At 60.6% G+C, this 18,311-nt stretch carries 12 protein-coding genes, 7 tRNA genes and 3 rRNA genes; all 22 read right to left on the bottom strand.

The window, feature by feature from the left end:
- Window positions 1-121: 121 nt before the first annotated feature.
- Window positions 122-496: a 50S ribosomal protein L7/L12 gene (gene rplL, locus ACRWQA_RS02230; RefSeq protein WP_263581369.1), complete on the bottom strand. Its 375-nt coding sequence runs from the start codon at window positions 494-496 to the stop codon at window positions 122-124.
- An 86-nt stretch (window positions 497-582) separates the two neighbouring features.
- The gene (rplJ, locus tag ACRWQA_RS02225) at window positions 583-1,086 is read right to left on the bottom strand and encodes a 50S ribosomal protein L10 (protein WP_263584023.1); all 504 of its coding nucleotides are present in this window, start codon (window positions 1,084-1,086) and stop codon (window positions 583-585) included.
- A gap of 271 nt (window positions 1,087-1,357) precedes the next feature.
- Window positions 1,358-2,050: a 50S ribosomal protein L1 gene (rplA, locus tag ACRWQA_RS02220; protein WP_263581370.1), complete on the bottom strand. Its 693-nt coding sequence runs from the start codon at window positions 2,048-2,050 to the stop codon at window positions 1,358-1,360.
- A 2-nt stretch (window positions 2,051-2,052) separates the two neighbouring features.
- A complete protein-coding gene (rplK, locus tag ACRWQA_RS02215; RefSeq protein ID WP_071943762.1) occupies window positions 2,053-2,484 on the bottom strand; it encodes a 50S ribosomal protein L11 in 432 nt (143 codons plus the stop codon).
- Between the two features lie 91 nt (window positions 2,485-2,575).
- On the bottom strand, window positions 2,576-3,109 hold the full coding sequence (gene nusG / locus ACRWQA_RS02210) for a transcription termination/antitermination protein NusG (RefSeq protein ID WP_263581371.1): 534 nt from the start codon (window positions 3,107-3,109) through the stop codon (window positions 2,576-2,578).
- A gap of 8 nt (window positions 3,110-3,117) precedes the next feature.
- The gene (gene secE, locus ACRWQA_RS02205; protein WP_263581372.1) at window positions 3,118-3,486 is read right to left on the bottom strand and encodes a preprotein translocase subunit SecE; all 369 of its coding nucleotides are present in this window, start codon (window positions 3,484-3,486) and stop codon (window positions 3,118-3,120) included.
- Between the two features lie 67 nt (window positions 3,487-3,553).
- Window positions 3,554-3,629: transfer RNA gene (locus ACRWQA_RS02200), tRNA-Trp, on the bottom strand.
- A 142-nt stretch (window positions 3,630-3,771) separates the two neighbouring features.
- Window positions 3,772-3,846 (bottom strand) — tRNA-Thr (locus ACRWQA_RS02195).
- 52 nt (window positions 3,847-3,898) lie between these two features.
- Window positions 3,899-3,972: transfer RNA gene (locus tag ACRWQA_RS02190), tRNA-Gly, on the bottom strand.
- 44 nt (window positions 3,973-4,016) lie between these two features.
- Window positions 4,017-4,100, bottom strand: a tRNA-Tyr gene (locus tag ACRWQA_RS02185).
- A gap of 117 nt (window positions 4,101-4,217) precedes the next feature.
- Window positions 4,218-5,057 (bottom strand): type III pantothenate kinase, encoded by an 840-nt coding sequence (locus ACRWQA_RS02180; RefSeq protein WP_263581373.1) that lies wholly within the window; start codon window positions 5,055-5,057, stop codon window positions 4,218-4,220.
- The gene (locus ACRWQA_RS02175) at window positions 5,054-6,037 is read right to left on the bottom strand and encodes a biotin--[acetyl-CoA-carboxylase] ligase (protein WP_434226927.1); all 984 of its coding nucleotides are present in this window, start codon (window positions 6,035-6,037) and stop codon (window positions 5,054-5,056) included. Before ACRWQA_RS02175 ends, ACRWQA_RS02180 begins: the two co-directional genes overlap by 4 nt.
- 227 nt (window positions 6,038-6,264) lie before the next feature.
- Window positions 6,265-6,380: ribosomal RNA gene (rrf, locus tag ACRWQA_RS02170) — 5S ribosomal RNA — on the bottom strand.
- Window positions 6,381-6,484: 104 nt separating this feature from the next.
- Window positions 6,485-9,374 (bottom strand): 23S ribosomal RNA (locus tag ACRWQA_RS02165).
- Window positions 9,375-9,676: 302 nt separating this feature from the next.
- Window positions 9,677-9,752: transfer RNA gene (locus tag ACRWQA_RS02160), tRNA-Ala, on the bottom strand.
- 44 nt (window positions 9,753-9,796) lie between these two features.
- Window positions 9,797-9,893: transfer RNA gene (locus ACRWQA_RS02155), tRNA-OTHER, on the bottom strand.
- A 16-nt stretch (window positions 9,894-9,909) separates the two neighbouring features.
- Window positions 9,910-9,986 (bottom strand) — tRNA-Ile (locus tag ACRWQA_RS02150).
- Window positions 9,987-10,082: 96 nt separating this feature from the next.
- Window positions 10,083-11,622 (bottom strand): 16S ribosomal RNA (locus tag ACRWQA_RS02145).
- The 16S, 23S and 5S rRNA genes sit together here with 3 tRNA genes alongside, the layout of an rRNA operon.
- A gap of 662 nt (window positions 11,623-12,284) precedes the next feature.
- Window positions 12,285-15,167, bottom strand: a complete 2,883-nt coding sequence (locus ACRWQA_RS02140; RefSeq protein ID WP_434231024.1) for an FAD-binding and (Fe-S)-binding domain-containing protein — start codon at window positions 15,165-15,167, stop codon at window positions 12,285-12,287.
- Window positions 15,164-15,832: a LutC/YkgG family protein gene (locus ACRWQA_RS02135; protein ID WP_434231026.1), complete on the bottom strand. Its 669-nt coding sequence runs from the start codon at window positions 15,830-15,832 to the stop codon at window positions 15,164-15,166. The genes ACRWQA_RS02140 and ACRWQA_RS02135 overlap by 4 nt, the downstream gene beginning before the upstream one ends.
- Window positions 15,829-17,283: a LutB/LldF family L-lactate oxidation iron-sulfur protein gene (locus tag ACRWQA_RS02130; protein ID WP_434231028.1), complete on the bottom strand. Its 1,455-nt coding sequence runs from the start codon at window positions 17,281-17,283 to the stop codon at window positions 15,829-15,831. The genes ACRWQA_RS02135 and ACRWQA_RS02130 overlap by 4 nt, the downstream gene beginning before the upstream one ends.
- Window positions 17,280-18,035: a (Fe-S)-binding protein gene (locus tag ACRWQA_RS02125; RefSeq protein ID WP_434231031.1), complete on the bottom strand. Its 756-nt coding sequence runs from the start codon at window positions 18,033-18,035 to the stop codon at window positions 17,280-17,282. The genes ACRWQA_RS02130 and ACRWQA_RS02125 overlap by 4 nt, the downstream gene beginning before the upstream one ends.
- Between the last annotated feature and the right edge of the window lie 276 nt (window positions 18,036-18,311).

Genomic DNA, 18,311 nt, shown 5'->3' with positions numbered 1-18,311 from the left:
GATTCTTCTAGCGACGCTGCGACAGCGAGGCGCTAGTGCAACAGAAAAAGGCCGGCAGCGGGAAGGCCCGCCACCAGCCATGGAAGCTTACGCAGCGCGTGAAGCCATGGAAACCAAAGGGTTACTTGAGTTCCACGGTAGCGCCGGCTTCTTCCAGCTTCTTCTTGGCCGCTTCGGCCTCGTCCTTGGACATCGCTTCCTTGATGGTTGCCGGAGCGCCGTCGACGGCACCTTTGGCTTCCTTCAGGCCCAGGCCGGTGATCTCGCGAACAGCCTTGATCACGTTGACCTTCTTGTCGCCAGCGCTGGTCAGCACCAGGTCGAACTCGGTCTGCTCTTCGGCAGCAGCGGCGTCACCGCCAGCAGCCGGGCCAGCCACGACGGCGGCAGCGGCGGAAACGCCGAACTTCTCTTCCATCGCTTCGATCAGCTCGACGACTTCCATGACGGACATGTCGGCGACGGCGTTGATGATGTCTTCTTTGGTCAGTGCCATTTCGATATTCCTAACTTTGCGGGAGCCTCGGCGCACCGAGCGCTCTGTTCAGTGTTCGATTCAGGCTGCAGCAATGAGTTCGCCGATCAGGCGGCCTCTCCCTGCTTCTGGTCGCGCAGCGCGGCCAGAGTACGAACCAGCTTGCCTGCGGATGCCTCTTTCATGACGGACATCAGCTTGGCAATGGCTTCGTCATAAGTCGGCAGGGTTGCCAGACGGTCGATGTCGCTTGCCGGAATCAGCTCGCCTTCGTAGGCCAGCGCCTTGACTTCGAAGTTCTGATCCTGCTTGGCAAAATCCTTGAACAAGCGGGCGGCAGCGCCCGGGTGCTCGGTAGAAAACGCCAGCAGAGTCGGACCCACAAAGCTCTCATTCAGACACTCCCACTGAGTGCCGGAGAGGGCGCGGCGTGCCAGGGTGTTGCGAACAACACGCAACTGGACACCATTCTCGCGCGCCTGCTTACGCAGACCGGTCATCTTCTCGACCGTGACGCCACGAGAATCGGCAACTACGACGGAGAGTGCGCTCTTGGCAGCTTCACTGACCTCGGCAACAATCGCCTTCTTGCCTTCGAGTGCTAGTGGCACAGTGATCACTCCTTCGTGCCGGAACCGCTTACAGCAGGCTCCGGAGGTTACCATCTCTTCCGCTGACGCCAGGCGTCGGCGGAAGTCCCGGGTGATGGTGCTCACCAGCGTTCTGGCGGCCACACCATCTGCGCAGGCATCCCTCTAGGGGAGATTAAGCCACCCACTCGAAAGAGGGCGGCACCTGCGGTCTTTGACGGCGCCCCTCCTGTCCTGCTGACAGGACCTCGGGGACCGCAAAGTTCTTGCTACGCTTCGCTCTGCTCGCGCCTTAGGCGAAGGCAGAGTGATCGAGGGTCACGCCCGGGCCCATGGTGGTGGACAGCGTGACCTTCTTGAAGTAGATACCCTTGGACGTGCTCGGCTTGAGACGCTTGAGGTCGGCGACCAGCGCTTCCAGGTTGCCCCGGATCGCGTCGGCATCGAAATCGACCTTGCCCAGGGTGGTATGGATGATGCCGTTTTTGTCGGTACGGAAGCGCACCTGGCCTGCCTTGGCATTCTTGACCGCAGTCGCCACGTCCGGCGTCACGGTACCGACCTTGGGGTTCGGCATCAGGCCGCGCGGACCGAGGATCTGACCCAGCTGACCGACGACGCGCATGGCGTCCGGCGAGGCAATGACCACGTCGAAGTCGAGCTGGCCTTTCTTGACCTGCTCGGCCAGGTCGTCCATGCCGACGATGTCGGCACCGGCTTCCTTGGCAGCATCGGCGTTGGCGCCCTGGGTGAACACGGCGACGCGCACGTCCTTGCCGGTACCGTTGGGCATCACGGTGGCACCACGCACCACTTGGTCGGATTTACGCGGATCGACGCCCAGATTGATGGCGACGTCCAAAGACTCCTTGAACTTGACGGTGGAGAGCTCAGCGAGCAGCGCCACGGCTTCCTCGAGGGAATAAGCCTTGGTGGCATCGACCTTCTCGCGAATCATCTGTGCGCGCTTGGATAGCTTGGCCATGATCAGAGACCCTCCACGTTGAGGCCCATGCTACGGGCGCTGCCGGCAATGGTACGCACCGCGGCGTCGAGATCGGCAGCCGTCAGATCCGGCTCCTTGGTCTTGGCGATCTCCTCGAGCTGCTCGCGGGTCACGGTACCGACCTTCTTCTTGTTCGGCTCACCAGAGCCGGACTTGATGCCAGCCGCCTTCTTCAGCAGAACGGCCGCGGGCGGCGTCTTGGTGATGAAGGTGAAGCTGCGGTCGGAATAGACGGTAATCACCACGGGAGTCGGCAGACCCGGCTCGATGTCCTGGGTAGCAGCGTTGAACGCCTTGCAGAACTCCATGATGTTGACACCGTGCTGACCCAGCGCGGGGCCCACGGGGGGACTCGGGTTGGCTTTACCTGCTGCGACCTGCAGCTTGATGTAAGCCTGTACTTTCTTGGCCATGATGGACTCCAGTTGGGTAGTAGCGCCTCGCGGCTCCCCGGGTTAAACGGCCACCGCAGTGGCCGCACAGCAAATCAACGATCGAGAAGCGTCACTCTTTCTCGACCTGGGAAAACTCCAGCTCGACCGGCGTCGCCCTGCCGAAGATCAGTACACTGACCTGCAGGCGACTCTTGTCGTAGTTGACCTCTTCGACCACGCCATTGAAGTCGGCGAAAGGGCCATCGACGACACGCACGGACTGGCCCGGCTCGAACATCGTCTTGGGCCGCGGCTTGTCGCTGCCATCCTGCACCCGACGCAGGATGGCGTCGGCCTCTTTCTGGGTGATCGGCGCCGGCTTCTCCTTGGTGCCACCGATAAACCCCATGACGCGAGGCGTCTCGTTCACCAGGTGCCAGGTCGCGTCGTCCATTTCCATCTCGACCAGTACATAGCCGGGATAGAACTTGCGCTCGCTCTTGCGGCGCTTGCCGTCACGCACCTCGACGACCTCTTCGGTCGGCACCAGGATCTCGCCGAAGCGATCTTCCATGGCGTACATCTTCACGCGCTCCTTCAGGGAACGCATGACATGCTTCTCGAAGCCGGAGTAGGCGTGAACGACGTACCAACGCTTGGACATGAAGACTCCTAACCGATGACGCCGGACATCGCCCAGCTAAGAATGGTGTCGATCAGCCACAGCATCAGCCCGACGACCAGCACGGCCACCAACACGATGGCGGTCGTCTGCACGGTCTCGGGACGGGTCGGCCACACCACGCGCTGTATTTCTTTCTTGGCATTCTTGGCCAGTTCGGCGAGATCTCGCCCTCTGGCGGTAGTCAGCGCGACAGCCGCGGCACCCGCACAAAGCACGACGACACCCAGCACGCGATAGAGAAGCGCCTGGTCGGCAAAATAGGTATTCCCCACCACCGCCAGCACTACCAAGGTGACGACAACCGCCCACTTGAGCCCGTCGCGGCGCGACTCCTGCACCTCGGCGCTGTGTTTCATGAAAACGAGACTCCTCAGGGTGCGGCAATCGAGTATGTTCGTATGAAGATGCCAACCTGGGGAAGGTTGGCAGGCCAGGAGGGAATCGAACCCCCAACCTGCGGTTTTGGAGACCGCTGCTCTGCCAATTGAGCTACTGGCCTGTATCTGGTATGCATTACCTCTTGCAGGCAGCATGCACAACAGCGGGCGCCATGATAGCGGATGAACCGCCGACTGACAACCCTTCCCGACGAACCATCGCCGCGAAGAAAAGAAAGGCGAGCTATTGCTCGCCTTCCGAATTGGAGCTCATGGACGGATTTGAACCGTCGACCTCACCCTTACCAAGGGTGTGCTCTACCCCTGAGCTACATGAGCGCAACTTTACCAAAACTCACCTGCTCAACACCTACCTGCCCAGCAGGATACCTGGAGCGGGCAGCGGGAATCGAACCCGCACCATCAGCTTGGAAGGCTGAGGTTCTACCATTGAACTATGCCCGCCTACCCACTCTTCCAGCCCAGACCGAGGTCTCGACCGGACAATCTGGTGGAGGGGGAAGGATTCGAACCTTCGAAGCTTTCGCGGCAGATTTACAGTCTGCTCCCTTTGGCCACTCGGGAACCCCTCCAGATGGCGGCCTATTCTACCGCCTACCAAAGCCATGTCAAGTGCTTGTTTTTCAGCCACTTGCCTTTGGCGCACACCGAGCGAGCGAGCCCTTGGCTTCGGAACGCGCTGCATTGTGTCAAAGCAACATCGAGAATGCAAGGCCGGCTCGGATTTTTTCCAGCCCTGCCGGGGCGGGCACGCGCGGCGCCCCCGACATGCGACCGGCCCGCTCTGCCGCGGTCAGTGGGAAGCAGGCCTCCAGGCCACCGTAGACCATGTCGGGCCATACCGCATGAGGGGAATGCACGCCGCGCGCCACGACTCGCGCATCCCCACCGGTCAGCAGCATCGGCAGTGCCACTCCCTCGCGGTCGCAAACCTCGGCATAGATACGGTTCACGGCGCTGACGGCCGCCAGGTAGATACCGTGATTCACGGCTTCGACGGTACGACGCCCCGGCAGCAGAAGCTCCTCTGCCTCGCTGTCAGGATCGATGGCCACGTTCCGCGTACCCAGCTGAAGGCTCTCTTTCATCAGGCGCAGGCCGGGCAGAATATACCCCCCCAGGTGGCGCCCCCCAGGAAGCACAAAATCAATGGTGATGGCACTGCCGCAATCCACGGCACAGCAGCCACCGGCCAACTGGTAACCGGCCAGCACTCCCATCCAGCGGTCGACACCCAGTCGATGAGGCTCTTCGTAGCCATTCACGACGCCAAGCGCCTCCGGCACAGAACGCGCCACGTGAACGCCGCGCACACGGCTCTGCAGCAGCGCCACGGTCTGCTCTAGCACGGCCTGGCGAGCGACACTGGAAATACGCACCGCCTCGACCACATCCAGGTCGGGGATATCGGAGCCAGGCTTCCACTCCTCGCGGGTCCAGACGGCGCCACGCGAGCGTATCTCGCTGCTGTCGGCATCCTTCAATCGCCACTTGGAAAGTGTGTTGCCGATATCCAGATCAAGGATCATGTACGCCCACGCACGCTGATCTCCCCTCCCCCCAAGCGTTCTCGTCGATCGCCATATCGGATCCACAGGTTGCCCGACTCGTCTACGGAATCGGCCGTTGCTACGAGGCGCTGCTGTCCGCGCAGTACCTCGACTTCACAATTCTGGAAAGCATGCCGCTGATTCCACTCTCCCTGCCAGGCAGCAAAGCCGGCCGACTCGTAGCCTGCCAGCAGCGGCATCAGCTCGTCCAACAATTCCGCAGCCAGGCGATTACGCGACAGAGAGGGAGCCTGATCGTGAACCGCCGCCACGTGCTGCTCGATCCTCTCGCGAAAGCCGGTCGGCAAATCGAAGTTGATCCCCATGCCGACCACCACCTCACAAGGGCCCGCCGTGTCTCCGCTGATCTCGACCAGGATTCCGGCCAGCTTGCCGAGACACCCCTCTCCATCGGCAAGCAGTACGTCGTTAGGCCACTTGAGGCTGGGAGCCACACCATGGCGCTCCAGCGTCCGTGCCAATGCCACGCCCACCGCCAGGCTCAGCCCCTCCAGCGATGCGATCCCGGTCTCGAAACGCCAGCCAACGGATAGCATGAGGGCCCGGCCCCAAGGGGTCGACCAGACCCGCCCTCGTCGGCCACGCCCCGCACTTTGCTGCTCGACCAAGCAAACCTCACCGTGACCAGCGCCCTGTGCGAAGCGCTGACGAATGAATTCATTACTGGATGGCAGAGTTTCCTCGACGAACAACCTGGCAAGATGCTGGCGCCCTCGCCGTGACAGACCGGCCACGATCATACCGCCATCCAACAGCTCCAGCGGCGCGGACAAGCGATAGCCTTGCCCCTTGACCGCTTCGAGCGGGATATCCATCGCCTCGAGCTTCTTCAGTTGCTTCCAGACCGCGGTACGGGATACGCCCAGCCGTTCGCCCAACTGCTCGCCGGAGTGGAACTCTCCATCACTCAGCAGACGAATGAGGTCGCCAATGGTCATGCCCTGTGCCCCAATGGGAAAAGATTCATTCTAGCGAACTGCCGCTTCTGCGGAAACGCGTTGTTTGGATAAAGAAAAACCCCGAGCTCTTTCGAACTCGGGGTTTTGGGAGTGATGCCTGACGATGTTCGGGCCGGCCATCCGGCGGGCGGCGCTCCGCTACGCTCCATGGGAGGCCCTGAAACGGCGAAACCCAGCCTCTTTCGAAGCTGGGTTTCTGAATAGATGCCTGACGATGACCTACTCTCGCATGGGGAGGCCCCACACTACCATCGGCGCTGAGCGGTTTCACTGCTGAGTTCGGCATGGGATCAGGTGGTTCCCACTCGCTATGGTCGTCAGGCGAAAACGGTTGGAATCATGCTGGCGTGATCGTCTCGGCACGGCGCTCACCGTGCCTGCGTATCCGTCAATCGTGTGCGCAATGCGCAGACCCCTTGGGGTTATATGGTCAAGCCTCACGGGCCATTAGTACCGGTTAGCTCAACGCCTTGCAGCGCTTCCACACCCGGCCTATCAACCAGCTGGTCTCGCTGGGCCCTTCAGGAGGCTCGAGGCCTCGGGGATGTCTCATCTTGAAGGGGGCTTCCCGCTTAGATGCCTTCAGCGGTTATCCCGTCCGCACGTAGCTACCCGGCAATGCCACTGGCGTGACAACCGGAACACCAGAGGTGCGTCCACTCCGGTCCTCTCGTACTAGGAGCAGCTCTTCTCAAACATCCAACGCCCACGGCAGATAGGGACCGAACTGTCTCACGACGTTCTAAACCCAGCTCGCGTACCACTTTAAATGGCGAACAGCCATACCCTTGGGACCGACTTCAGCCCCAGGATGTGATGAGCCGACATCGAGGTGCCAAACACCGCCGTCGATGTGAACTCTTGGGCGGTATCAGCCTGTTATCCCCGGAGTACCTTTTATCCGTTGAGCGATGGCCCTTCCATACAGAACCACCGGATCACTAGAACCTACTTTCGTACCTGCTCGACGTGTCTGTCTCGCAGTCAAGCACCCTTATGCTCTTGCACTCAATGCACGATTTCCGACCGTGCTGAGGGTACCTTCGTGCTCCTCCGTTACTCTTTGGGAGGAGACCGCCCCAGTCAAACTACCCACCACACACTGTCCTCGATCCGGATCACGGACCTGAGTTAGAACGCCAATGATGCCAGGCTGGTATTTCAAGGTTGGCTCCACCCGAACTGGCGTCCGGGGTTCCTAGCCTCCCAGCTATCCTACACAAGCAACATCAGCGTCCAGTGTGAAGCTATAGTAAAGGTTCACGGGGTCTTTCCGTCTAGCCGCGGGTACACAGCATCTTCACTGCGATTTCAATTTCACTGAGTCTCGGGTGGAGACAGCGTGGCCATCATTACGCCATTCGTGCAGGTCGGAACTTACCCGACAAGGAATTTCGCTACCTTAGGACCGTTATAGTTACGGCCGCCGTTTACCGGGGCTTCGATCAAGAGCTTCGCCCGAGGGCTAACACCATCACTTAACCTTCCGGCACCGGGCAGGCGTCACACCCTATACGTCCGCTTGCGCGTTTGCAGAGTGCTGTGTTTTTAATAAACAGTTGCAGCCACCTGGTATCTTCGACCGGTTCGAGCTCCAGCAGCAAGTGCCTTCACCCTACGCCGGCGTGCCTTCTCCCGAAGTTACGGCACCATTTTGCCTAGTTCCTTCACCCGAGTTCTCTCAAGCGCCTTGGTATTCTCTACCTGACCACCTGTGTCGGTTTGGGGTACGGTCCCACTGTATCTGAAGCTTAGAGGCTTTTCCTGGAAGCGTGGCATCGATGACTTCCTGACCGTGGTCAGTTCGTCTCGCCTCTCGGCCTTGGGGATCCGGATTTGCCTGAATCCCCAGCCTACGGGCTTTCACCAGGACAACCAACGCCTGGCTCACCTAGCCTTCTTCGTCCCCCCATCGCAATACAGTGAGGTACGGGAATATTGACCCGTTTCCCATCGACTACGCCTTTCGGCCTCGCCTTAGGGGCCGACTCACTCTGCTCCGATTAGCGTCGAACAGAAACCCTTGGTCTTCCGGCGGGGGAGTTTTTCACTCCCCTTGTCGTTACTCATGTCAGCATTCGCACTCGTGATACCTCCAGCAGACTTCTCAATCCACCTTCATCGGCTTACACGACGCTCCTCTACCGCTTGCCATTCGGCAAGCCCGTAGCTTCGGTACCTGGTTTAGCCCCGTTACATCTTCCGCGCAGGCCGACTCGACTAGTGAGCTATTACGCTTTCTTTAAAGGATGGCTGCTTCTAAGCCAACCTCCTAGCTGTCTGAGCCTTCCCACATCGTTTCCCACTTAACCAGGATTTCGGGACCTTAGCTGACGGTCTGGGTTGTTTCCCTTTTCACGACGGACGTTAGCACCCGCCGTGTGTCTCCCACGCTTGCACTCACCGGTATTCGGAGTTTGCCTCGGGTTGGTAAGCCGGGATGGCCCCCTAGCCGAAACAGTGCTCTACCCCCGGTGGTGATACGTGAGGCGCTACCTAAATAGCTTTCGAGGAGAACCAGCTATCTCCGGGCTTGATTAGCCTTTCACTCCGATCCACAAGTCATCCAAATCTTTTTCAACAGATCCTGGTTCGGTCCTCCAGTTGATGTTACTCAACCTTCAACCTGCTCATGGATAGATCGCCCGGTTTCGGGTCTATTTCCAGCGACTGGTCGCCCAGTTAAGACTCGCTTTCGCTACGCCTCCCCTATTCGGTTAAGCTCGCCACTGAAAATAAGTCGCTGACCCATTATACAAAAGGTACGCGGTCACATGACTTGCATGCTCCCACTGCTTGTACGCATACGGTTTCAGGATCTATTTCACTCCCCTCGCCGGGGTTCTTTTCGCCTTTCCCTCACGGTACTGGTTCACTATCGGTCAGCCAGGAGTATTTAGCCTTGGAGGATGGTCCCCCCATGTTCAGTCAAGGTTTCACGTGCCCCGACCTACTCGATTTCACATGCTCAGGTTTTCGGCTACGGGACTATCACCCGCTATGGTCGAGCTTCCCAGCTCGTTCGCCTAACCAGTCACATGCTTAAGGGCTAGTCCCCGTTCGCTCGCCGCTACTGGGGGAATCTCGGTTGATTTCTTTTCCTCGGGGTACTTAGATGTTTCAGTTCCCCCGGTTCGCCTCCCAACACCTATGGATTCAGTGTGGGATACCCAGCTTGTGCTGGGTGGGTTTCCCCATTCGGAAATGCCCGGGTCACAGGTTGTTTGCCACCTCACCGAGCCTTATCGCAGGCTACAACGTCCTTCATCGCCTCTGGCTGCCAAGGCATCCACCGTATGCGCTTAATCGCTTGACCATATAACCCGAAAGGGTCTGGTCCGCGATTACGTACGACAATTGCCGGATACGCTTGAGACGTATCACTTTTGCTTTCTCCTTGCGGAGAAAACGTGTCAGCATGATTCACATTGTTAAAGAGCAGACTGTCAATCGACAGTCATAAACCCGACATCGCACGGTGCGACGCTGGCTTATGACTGCAGATCCGATCAGGTAGACTGTGGGGAAGTGGCGAAGCCAAACGATCTGAGGCTAGGCGAAAGGTGACGACGCATAGTTCGCTATGCGAGGAGCCTTTCAACGACGCATCAGGAAGTTTGGTGGAGCCAAGCGGGATCGAACCGCTGACCTCCTGCGTGCAAGGCAGGCGCTCTCCCAGCTGAGCTATGGCCCCGAAAGTAATTTGTGTGAGACTTTCAACAACGTATCACGCAAATTTGGTGGGTCTGGGCAGATTTGAAATAAACCCGGCGACCTCACCCTTCTCTTGACAGCACTTCCGGGGGTGCGCTCTCACCAACTGAGCGACAGACCCGGCCGAAGCTCGAGAATGGTGGGTCTGGGCAGATTTGAACTGCCGACCTCACCCTTATCAGGGGTGCGCTCTAACCAACTGAGCTACAGACCCGGCTTACAACCACTGGGTCGGCGACCCAAACAGTCTTTGCTCTGGCCGATCAGGTAATTCATTGTGGGCACTTGCCGCGAGGCGTGATACGTCGTTTAAGGAGGTGATCCAGCCGCAGGTTCCCCTACGGCTACCTTGTTACGACTTCACCCCAGTCATGAACCACACCGTGGTGATCGCCCTCCCGAAGGTTAGGCTAACCACTTCTGGTGCAGTCCACTCCCATGGTGTGACGGGCGGTGTGTACAAGGCCCGGGAACGTATTCACCGTGACATTCTGATTCACGATTACTAGCGATTCCGACTTCACGGAGTCGAGTTGCAGACTCCGATCCGGACTGAGACCGGCTTTCTGGGATTAGCTTGCCCTCGCGAGCTCGCAACCCTTTGTACCGACCATTGTAGCACGTGTGTAGCCCTACCCGTAAGGGCCATGATGACTTGACGTCGTCCCCACCTTCCTCCGGTTTGTCACCGGCAGTCTCCCTAGAGTTCCCGACCGAATCGCTGGCAAATAGGGACAAGGGTTGCGCTCGTTACGGGACTTAACCCAACATTTCACAACACGAGCTGACGACAGCCATGCAGCACCTGTCACTCGGTTCCCGAAGGCACTCCGCCGTCTCCGGCAGATTCCGAGGATGTCAAGGGTAGGTAAGGTTCTTCGCGTTGCATCGAATTAAACCACATGCTCCACCGCTTGTGCGGGCCCCCGTCAATTCATTTGAGTTTTAACCTTGCGGCCGTACTCCCCAGGCGGTCGACTTATCGCGTTAACTGCGCCACAAAGTCCGCGAAGGACCCAACGGCTAGTCGACATCGTTTACGGCGTGGACTACCAGGGTATCTAATCCTGTTTGCTACCCACGCTTTCGCACCTCAGTGTCAGTGTCAGTCCAGAAGGCCGCCTTCGCCACTGGTATTCCTCCCGATCTCTACGCATTTCACCGCTACACCGGGAATTCTACCTTCCTCTCCTGCACTCTAGCCTGACAGTTCCGGATGCCGTTCCCAGGTTGAGCCCGGGGCTTTCACAACCGGCTTATCAAGCCACCTACGCGCGCTTTACGCCCAGTAATTCCGATTAACGCTCGCACCCTCCGTATTACCGCGGCTGCTGGCACGGAGTTAGCCGGTGCTTCTTCTGTGGGTGATGTCCTTCCTCCCGGGTATTGGCCGGAAGGCTTTCTTCCCCACTGAAAGTGCTTTACAACCCGAGGGCCTTCTTCACACACGCGGCATGGCTGGATCAGGCTTGCGCCCATTGTCCAATATTCCCCACTGCTGCCTCCCGTAGGAGTTCGGGCCGTGTCTCAGTCCCGATGTGGCTGATCATCCTCTCAGACCAGCTACGGATCGTCGCCTTGGTGAGCCATTACCTCACCAACCAGCTAATCCGACATAGGCTCATCCGATAGCGCAAGGCCCGAAGGTCCCCTGCTTTCTCCCGTAGGACGTATGCGGTATTAGCCTGGGTTTCCCCAGGTTATCCCCCACTACCGGGCAGATTCCTATGCATTACTCACCCGTCCGCCGCTCGCCACCAGGAAGCAAGCTTCCCGTGCTGCCGCTCGACTTGCATGTGTTAGGCCTGCCGCCAGCGTTCAATCTGAGCCATGATCAAACTCTTCAGTTTCAAATCATTGCGGTTCTTACTCATCCCTTCCCGAAGAAAAGGACAAAAGCGAACCAAACTTGGCTCAAGGTCAAAGCTTCTCAAAAAGACCCGAAGGTCTTCGACGAGTCGCTTGCCTCGATATGGTGTGACTTCTCACCACCTCGTCGACAAGCGCCCACATGAATTACCTGATCGATTGTTAAAGAGCGGCTCCAAACCCTCTTCAAAACACAACATGAAGAGTGGAGCGTCTCGCTTGCTGCCGTGGCCGTCGACCCAAGGACCGAGGGGGCTCGCCAGCGCCCTGCGAGGAAGGCGTATTCTACCGATTCGACCGAGCTTGTCAACTCGCTTCATGGTCGTCACCGAGGTGAACCTGGCCGTGAAGCCCTGCGTCGCAGGGGTCGCGAGAGCCCTCAGCGAGGCCTCTCATGAGTGGGCGCATTCTACCGAATCCGCCGTGGGCGTCAAGTGGGATTTTTGCGAAGCGATTCGAAAAACCCAAAGCAAGACAGCCACTTACCACTCTCTCCACCGCTGGCAACGTTGCCCGTTGCCGGCAGCGGATGCGTACTTTACGGTTTTCCCCGCGCCCCTGCAAGGGCCGTTTGTAAAAAAATTTCAGGGGAGTGACGCAAAGCTTATCCACAACCGCTCGTAAGCGAGCGGTTGTGGATGATTCAAGCCATGTCGACCAATTCCTTGCGCTCGCGACTGGCACGGTCAAGCAGTGACAGGATCGAACGATACGGGATGCCGCCATGCAGCGACAGGCCGATCTCGCAGGTACGCGAGTTGGAATACCCCGCATCGCAATCGCCCACCTGATCGGCCAGCCCCTTCAGGGCCGAGGCATTGAGTTCCGGCGTGACCAGCCCCTTGTCGCCGGCGAAGCCGCAGCAGGTGATCTCGGCCGGCACCACGACTTCACGGGCGCAGGCCCTAGCCAGGGCTACCATGCGCTCGGCGAGCCCCATATGGGTACTCGAGCAGGTCACGTGAACCGCTATGCGCTCGTCGAGCGGAGTGACATTGAGCCGCGGCAGGAGGTGATCGTGGGCAAAGGCCACCGGCTCCTGAACGCTGAGACGTTCGTCCAGCCGTCCCTGCATATGCAGCACGCAGGGGCTTGTGTCACTGAGAATGGGATAGCGGCCGTTCTGGCTGGCCACCAGCAGCTCGCGGTTGAGCTCGCGCGCCTTGTGCGTCGCCTCCTCGAACTGGCCCTTGGACTGGAACGCCATGCCGCAGCAGAGATGCCCCGGCATTTCCGGCACGATCACCTCGAAGCCGGCCTTCTCCAATAGTGAAAGGGTGATCTCCATGATCGAGCGACTCTCGCCGTCGCCATGGGCGGCGCCGAAGACCCGGGTGGCGCAGGAAGGAAAATAGACCACCTTGTCACGCACGCTATCAGTAGTCCGCTTCCGGCTCAGCACGCGTACCGGTGCCGCCTTGGGCAGGGTGGGCACCCATTGGGGTACCTTGCCGCCGCTGACCCGGGTGATGGTGCCACTCACCTTGGAGAGGCCCTTTTCGCCCAGCACGGCGCGCCCGGCACCGGCCAGGTTGAGCATGCCCCTCGCCAGCCGCGTGGTACCGGAGAAATGCCGACCTACCCGCCGCGCCATATCAGCATGCTGAGCCAGCCGTTCATGACGCAGCTCGCGGATCAGTTCGCCGGTGTTGATGCCTACCGGGCACTGGGTAGCGCACAGGCCGTCGACGGCACAGGTCTCGTCGCCGGCGTAGCGATAATCCTCGCGCAGTCGTTTCAGCCGCTCGACCTCCTCAGCATCCAGGCCGTCGCCCAACGCCTCGAGCCGGGCCATCTCGCGCGCGATGACGATGCGCTGCCGCGGCGTCAGGGTGAGGTCGCGGGAAGGACAGACATGCTCGCAGAAGCCGCACTCGATGCACTTGTCGACGATTGGATCGGCGGCTGGCAGCGGCTTGAGATTCTCCAGGTGCAGGGTCGGGTTGCGGCTCAGGATCACGTCGGGGTTGAGCAGGTTATCGGGGTCGAATAGCGCCTTGATCTGCCACATCAGCGCATAGGCCTCAGGCCCCCACTCAAGCTCCACATAGGGCGCCATGTTGCGCCCTGTACCATGCTCGGCCTTGAGCGAACCGCCGTACTCGACACCGACCAACTGCGCGACCTCGTCCATCAGCGCCTGGTAGCGCTCCACCTCGCCCGGTCTCTCGAAGCCCTGGGGGAAGACGAAGTGCAGATTACCCTCCAGCGCATGACCGAACAGGATCGCCTCCGAGTAGCCGTGGCGATGGAAAACCTCGGTCAGTGCCAGCACGCCCTCGTCGAGGCGCTCGATGGGAAAGGCGACGTCCTCGATGATCACCGTGGTGCCGGTGTCGCGCACCGCACCCACGGCGGGAAAGAGCCCCTTGCGAATCTTCCAGTAGAGCTCGTAGAGGCTCTTCTCGCGCGTAAAGGTAACCGGCTCCAGGGTGTGGATACCCTCGAAGATGGCCTGCACTGCATCGAGCCTGGACTCGAGCTGCGCCTCGTCGTTGCCGCGCACATCGATCAGCAGTGCCGCCGCCCCGTCAGGAAGGGTCTTGAGCACTTCGGGCATGCCCGGCTTGGCCTCCACCGAGCGTAGCGCGGCGCGATCCATCAGCTCCATCGCCGAGACCGGCGCCGGCTTGAGCGCGATGGTGGCACGGCAGGTGGTGGCCATGTCGGGTAGAAAGACCAGCGCCGCCGCCTTGTGTGGCTCCTCGATCACGGTGTCGTAGGTGATGGTGCTGATGAAGCCGAGCGTGCCCTCAGAGCCGATCATCAGGTGCTTGAGGATCTCGATACCGTCGTCGAAGTCGACCAGGCTGTTGAGCGCGTAACCGGTGGTGTTCTTGAGCCGGTACTTGTGGCGGATCTTCTCGGCCAGCGGCGCGTTGGCCCGCGTCTCGGCGGCGAGCCGCTCGAGGCCTTCGACGAGTTCGGCGTGGCTACGCCGGAACGCCTCGCGGCTGGCCGGGTCGGCGGTATCCAGCCGGGTGCCATCGGCCAGAATCATACGAATGTCGCGCACCGTACGGTAGCTGTTCTGCGCTGTGCCGCAGCACATGCCCGAGGCATTGTTGGCGGCGATGCCGCCAACCATACAGCTGTTGATAGAGGCCGGGTCGGGGCCGATCTTGCGTCCGAAAGGCGCCAGCAGTTGGTTGGCCCGGGCACCGATCACGCCGGGCTGCAAGCGGATGGCCCGACCGCCGTCGAGGATCTCGTGCCCGCGCCAGCCTTCACGCAGTTGGATCAGCACCGAGTCGGTCACGGCCTGCCCAGAAAGCGAAGTGCCGGCGGCGCGAAAGGTTACCGGCAGCTTGCGCGTGCGACATCCGGCCAGCACCGCCACCAATTCGTCTTCGCTCGCCGGACGTATCACCAGCCTGGGAATCAGCCGGTAAAAGCTGGCATCGGTACCGTAGGCCAGGGTGCGCAGCGGGTCGTCGATGAGTCGCTCGGCAGGCATGATCGCGAGCAGTTCACGCCTGAGTTCCCGCCAGGCGTCGGCAGGCGGCGCCATCGTTGCAGCCGTCATGGACGCTCCTCGCTGTGGCGCACCAGCACCACCAGCTCTCGAGGGCCATGCACACCGTAGGCCAGGGTCTGCTCGATGTCGGCGGTCTTGCTCGGCCCCGAGATCAGCAGGGCATTGGTGGGCATGCCGCCAGCCCAGGCGTGAGCTTCGATCACGTCGAAGAAGGTGTCCTCAATGGTGTCGACATCCAGCACGGCGATATGAATCGGCGGCACAAGGCTCAGCAGGCGCGGTTCGTCGGGGGTCGGCCACAGCCACAGGCTGCCGGTCTCGGCAATGGCGCCGCGGGTGGAGGTCAGCCCGGCATCCGTCTCCTGAAATTGCTCACGCTGCCAGACTTCGACATCGCGATCGGCGTCGAGCAGGGAAACGTCACGCTCGGCCAAGGCCATACGTGCCTCGGCAGCCACGGGATGCTTACGACCGAGCGCCAGGCGCTGGATGCCCTTGGCCTCGAGCAACTCGGCCAGCGCCGAGGTCCATGCGTCGCGGGCGGTATGGATCACCTCGCCATGCACCGAAATGATCAGCCGCTCGAAGCGGGCCAACCGCTCCTCCTGGCTCCAGCCACGCCCGGTCACCACGGCGAAGTCGCTCTCGGGAGCCGTCAACGGGCCGTCGGCGCGTTCGCGCAGGCGCTTGAGAATATTCTCGCGGGCGCTCATGTACGCTCCTCCCCTTTTGCCTTCTCCGCCTGGTGCCGCCTGACCAGTTCATGCAGCGTTTTCTTGGCCGGCTTGGGCGCTGTGCGGTACTCGGTCCACGGCCCCAGCTTCGACGGAGCCAATACCCGCAGCTTACCGGCAAGCGCCGTGCCGCTGCGCCAGGCAGCGGGATGCGTGGCCAGCCACTGGAAGCCCTTCCACGCTGCCGCTTCCTTCTTCGTGCGCTTGACGCCGGCGCCGGGCACGTTGCCTCGCCCCTCACCCACCGCCTCACGGCGCAGCCGCACCAGCAGATCGGGAATCGGGATCTTCACCGGGCACACCTCGCCGCAGGCGCCACACAGGCTAGAGGCGGTAGGCAGGTCCTTGGTCTCTTCCAGCCCCATCATGTGCGGCATCAGGATGCTGCCGATGGGGCCCGGATAGGTGGTCCCGTAGGTATGTCCGCCCACTCGGGTATAGACCGGACAGTGGTTCATGCAGGCGCCGCAGCGGATACAGCGCAGGGTATCGAGCAGCTCGTCGTCCTGATAGATATTGGAGCGACCGCTGTCGACCAACACCAGGTGGACCTCTTTCGGCCCATCGCGCTCGCCGGGCTTTCGCGGCGAACTGACCATATTGAAGTAGGTGGTGACGTGCTGGCCGGTAGCCGAGCGGGTGAGCAGCGCATATAGAGGCGGCACGTCTCGCAGGTGCTCGACAACCTTCTCGATGCCGGTGACGGCGATATGCACCGGCGGCACGGCGGTGGTCATCCGCCCATTGCCTTCGTTCTCCACCAGGCACAGGGTGCCGGTCTCGGCTACCGCGAAGTTGACTCCCGAGATACCGACATCGGCGGCCATGAAGCGTTCGCGCAGTTGGGCTCGCGCCGCCGCGGTCATATAGTCGACATCGCGGGTACGCTCGGTACCCGTCTTGTCGTGCATGATCTCGGAGATCTCGTCGGTGTTGAGATGAATCGCCGGCATGATGATATGGGAGGGGGTCTGCTCGTTGAGCTGCACAAGATACTCGCCGAGGTCGGACTCCAACGCCTCGATGCCCGCCTCCTCCAGATGGGCATTGAGATGCATCTCCTCGGAGACCATCGACTTGCCCTTGATCACGGCCTTGGCATCGTGGCGCCGACAGATATCGCGGATGATTCGGCACGCCTCGTCGCCGTTCTCGGCCCAGTGCACCTGGATGCCGTTGGCCTGGCAGTTGGCCTCGAGCCGCTCGAGCAGGTCGGGCAGCTTGGCCAGCGCTCGCAGGCGAATGTTGGCGCCGAGCTCGCGCAGGGTCTCGAGGTCCCAGTCGCTGAATACGTCGCGCCGCTTGGCCATCAGGCCATCCATGGCCCGACGGAAGTTGGCGCGTATCTGGGGATTGCCGAGGGCATCGTGGGCTTGACGATGAAACTCGCGCGGAGTGAAGGTCTGCACCGACTCGTGTGCTGAGCTCATGAGGTTCTCCGCCACAGGTAGCTGGCGATATGCTCGCCCTCGACCGCCTTGTCCTGATGCTCGAACCGGCCGGCAATGTTCATCAGGCAGCCGCAGTCGGAGGTAACGAAACGCGTCGCACCGGTGGCCTCGATTGCCAGGGTCTTGTCCTCGACCATGGCGGCGGAAACCTCCGGATGGCGCACCGCAAAGGTACCACCGAAACCGCAGCACTCGGCAGCTCGGGCTTGTTCCACCAGCTCGACCTGACCCATTCGCGCCAGCAGTGTCGGACCGGTTTCGGCCAGCCCCATCTCACGTCTGGCACTGCAAGAAGTATGCATGGCAATTTTTTCGGGCTGCCCGCGGTCCTCGAGCCTGAGCTGACATACGTGCAGCAGGAATTCGGTCAGCTCGAAGATCCGCCCGGCCACTTCTTTTGCCTGTTCTTCCTGCTCGGCACCGGCGAAGAGCTGAGGGTAGTGGGTGCGCATCATGCCGCCGCACGAGCCAGAAGGAACAACGATCGGCCAGGACTCGGGGAAGAGATCGAGCTGCGCCGCCGCCACGGCCCGAGCCTCGTCGTGATAGCCAGACGTATAGGCCGGCTGGCCGCAGCAGGTCTGGCCCTGAGGAAAAATCACCTCGATGCCTTCTCTCTCAAGCAGACGTATGCCATCCAGGCCGGCGTCAGGGTAGAAGAGATCGATCAGGCAGGTACCGAAGAAGTAAACCTTCTCCGGCTTGGGCGGGTATAGCTTGACTGGCGTCATGAGGCTCCCTCACTGTCGGCCGTGGGCAGTAACGGTCTTGCTGATTATAGCTTTGAGCCCTCCTGGATAATTGGTCAAACCAATTTACCCGCGAAAGTCGTTGAACCTTAGGGCCCACCACTGCCAGTGTCAACGCCGAGCTCTGCATTATGCGCTGGATTTGCATAGACTTTCGTCTAAATGGCAACAAAACATACTGTTTGCATTGGCCGTGCTGAAAAGCAGATGAGCGCAAGCCGTTTGCAAGGCGGCTTATTTCAGGCCATTATTGGTAAG

This window comes from Billgrantia sp. C5P2, assembly GCF_051062895.2.
The sequence above is the reverse complement of the archived record's forward strand: the minus strand, read 5'-3'. Positions and strand labels throughout refer to the sequence as shown.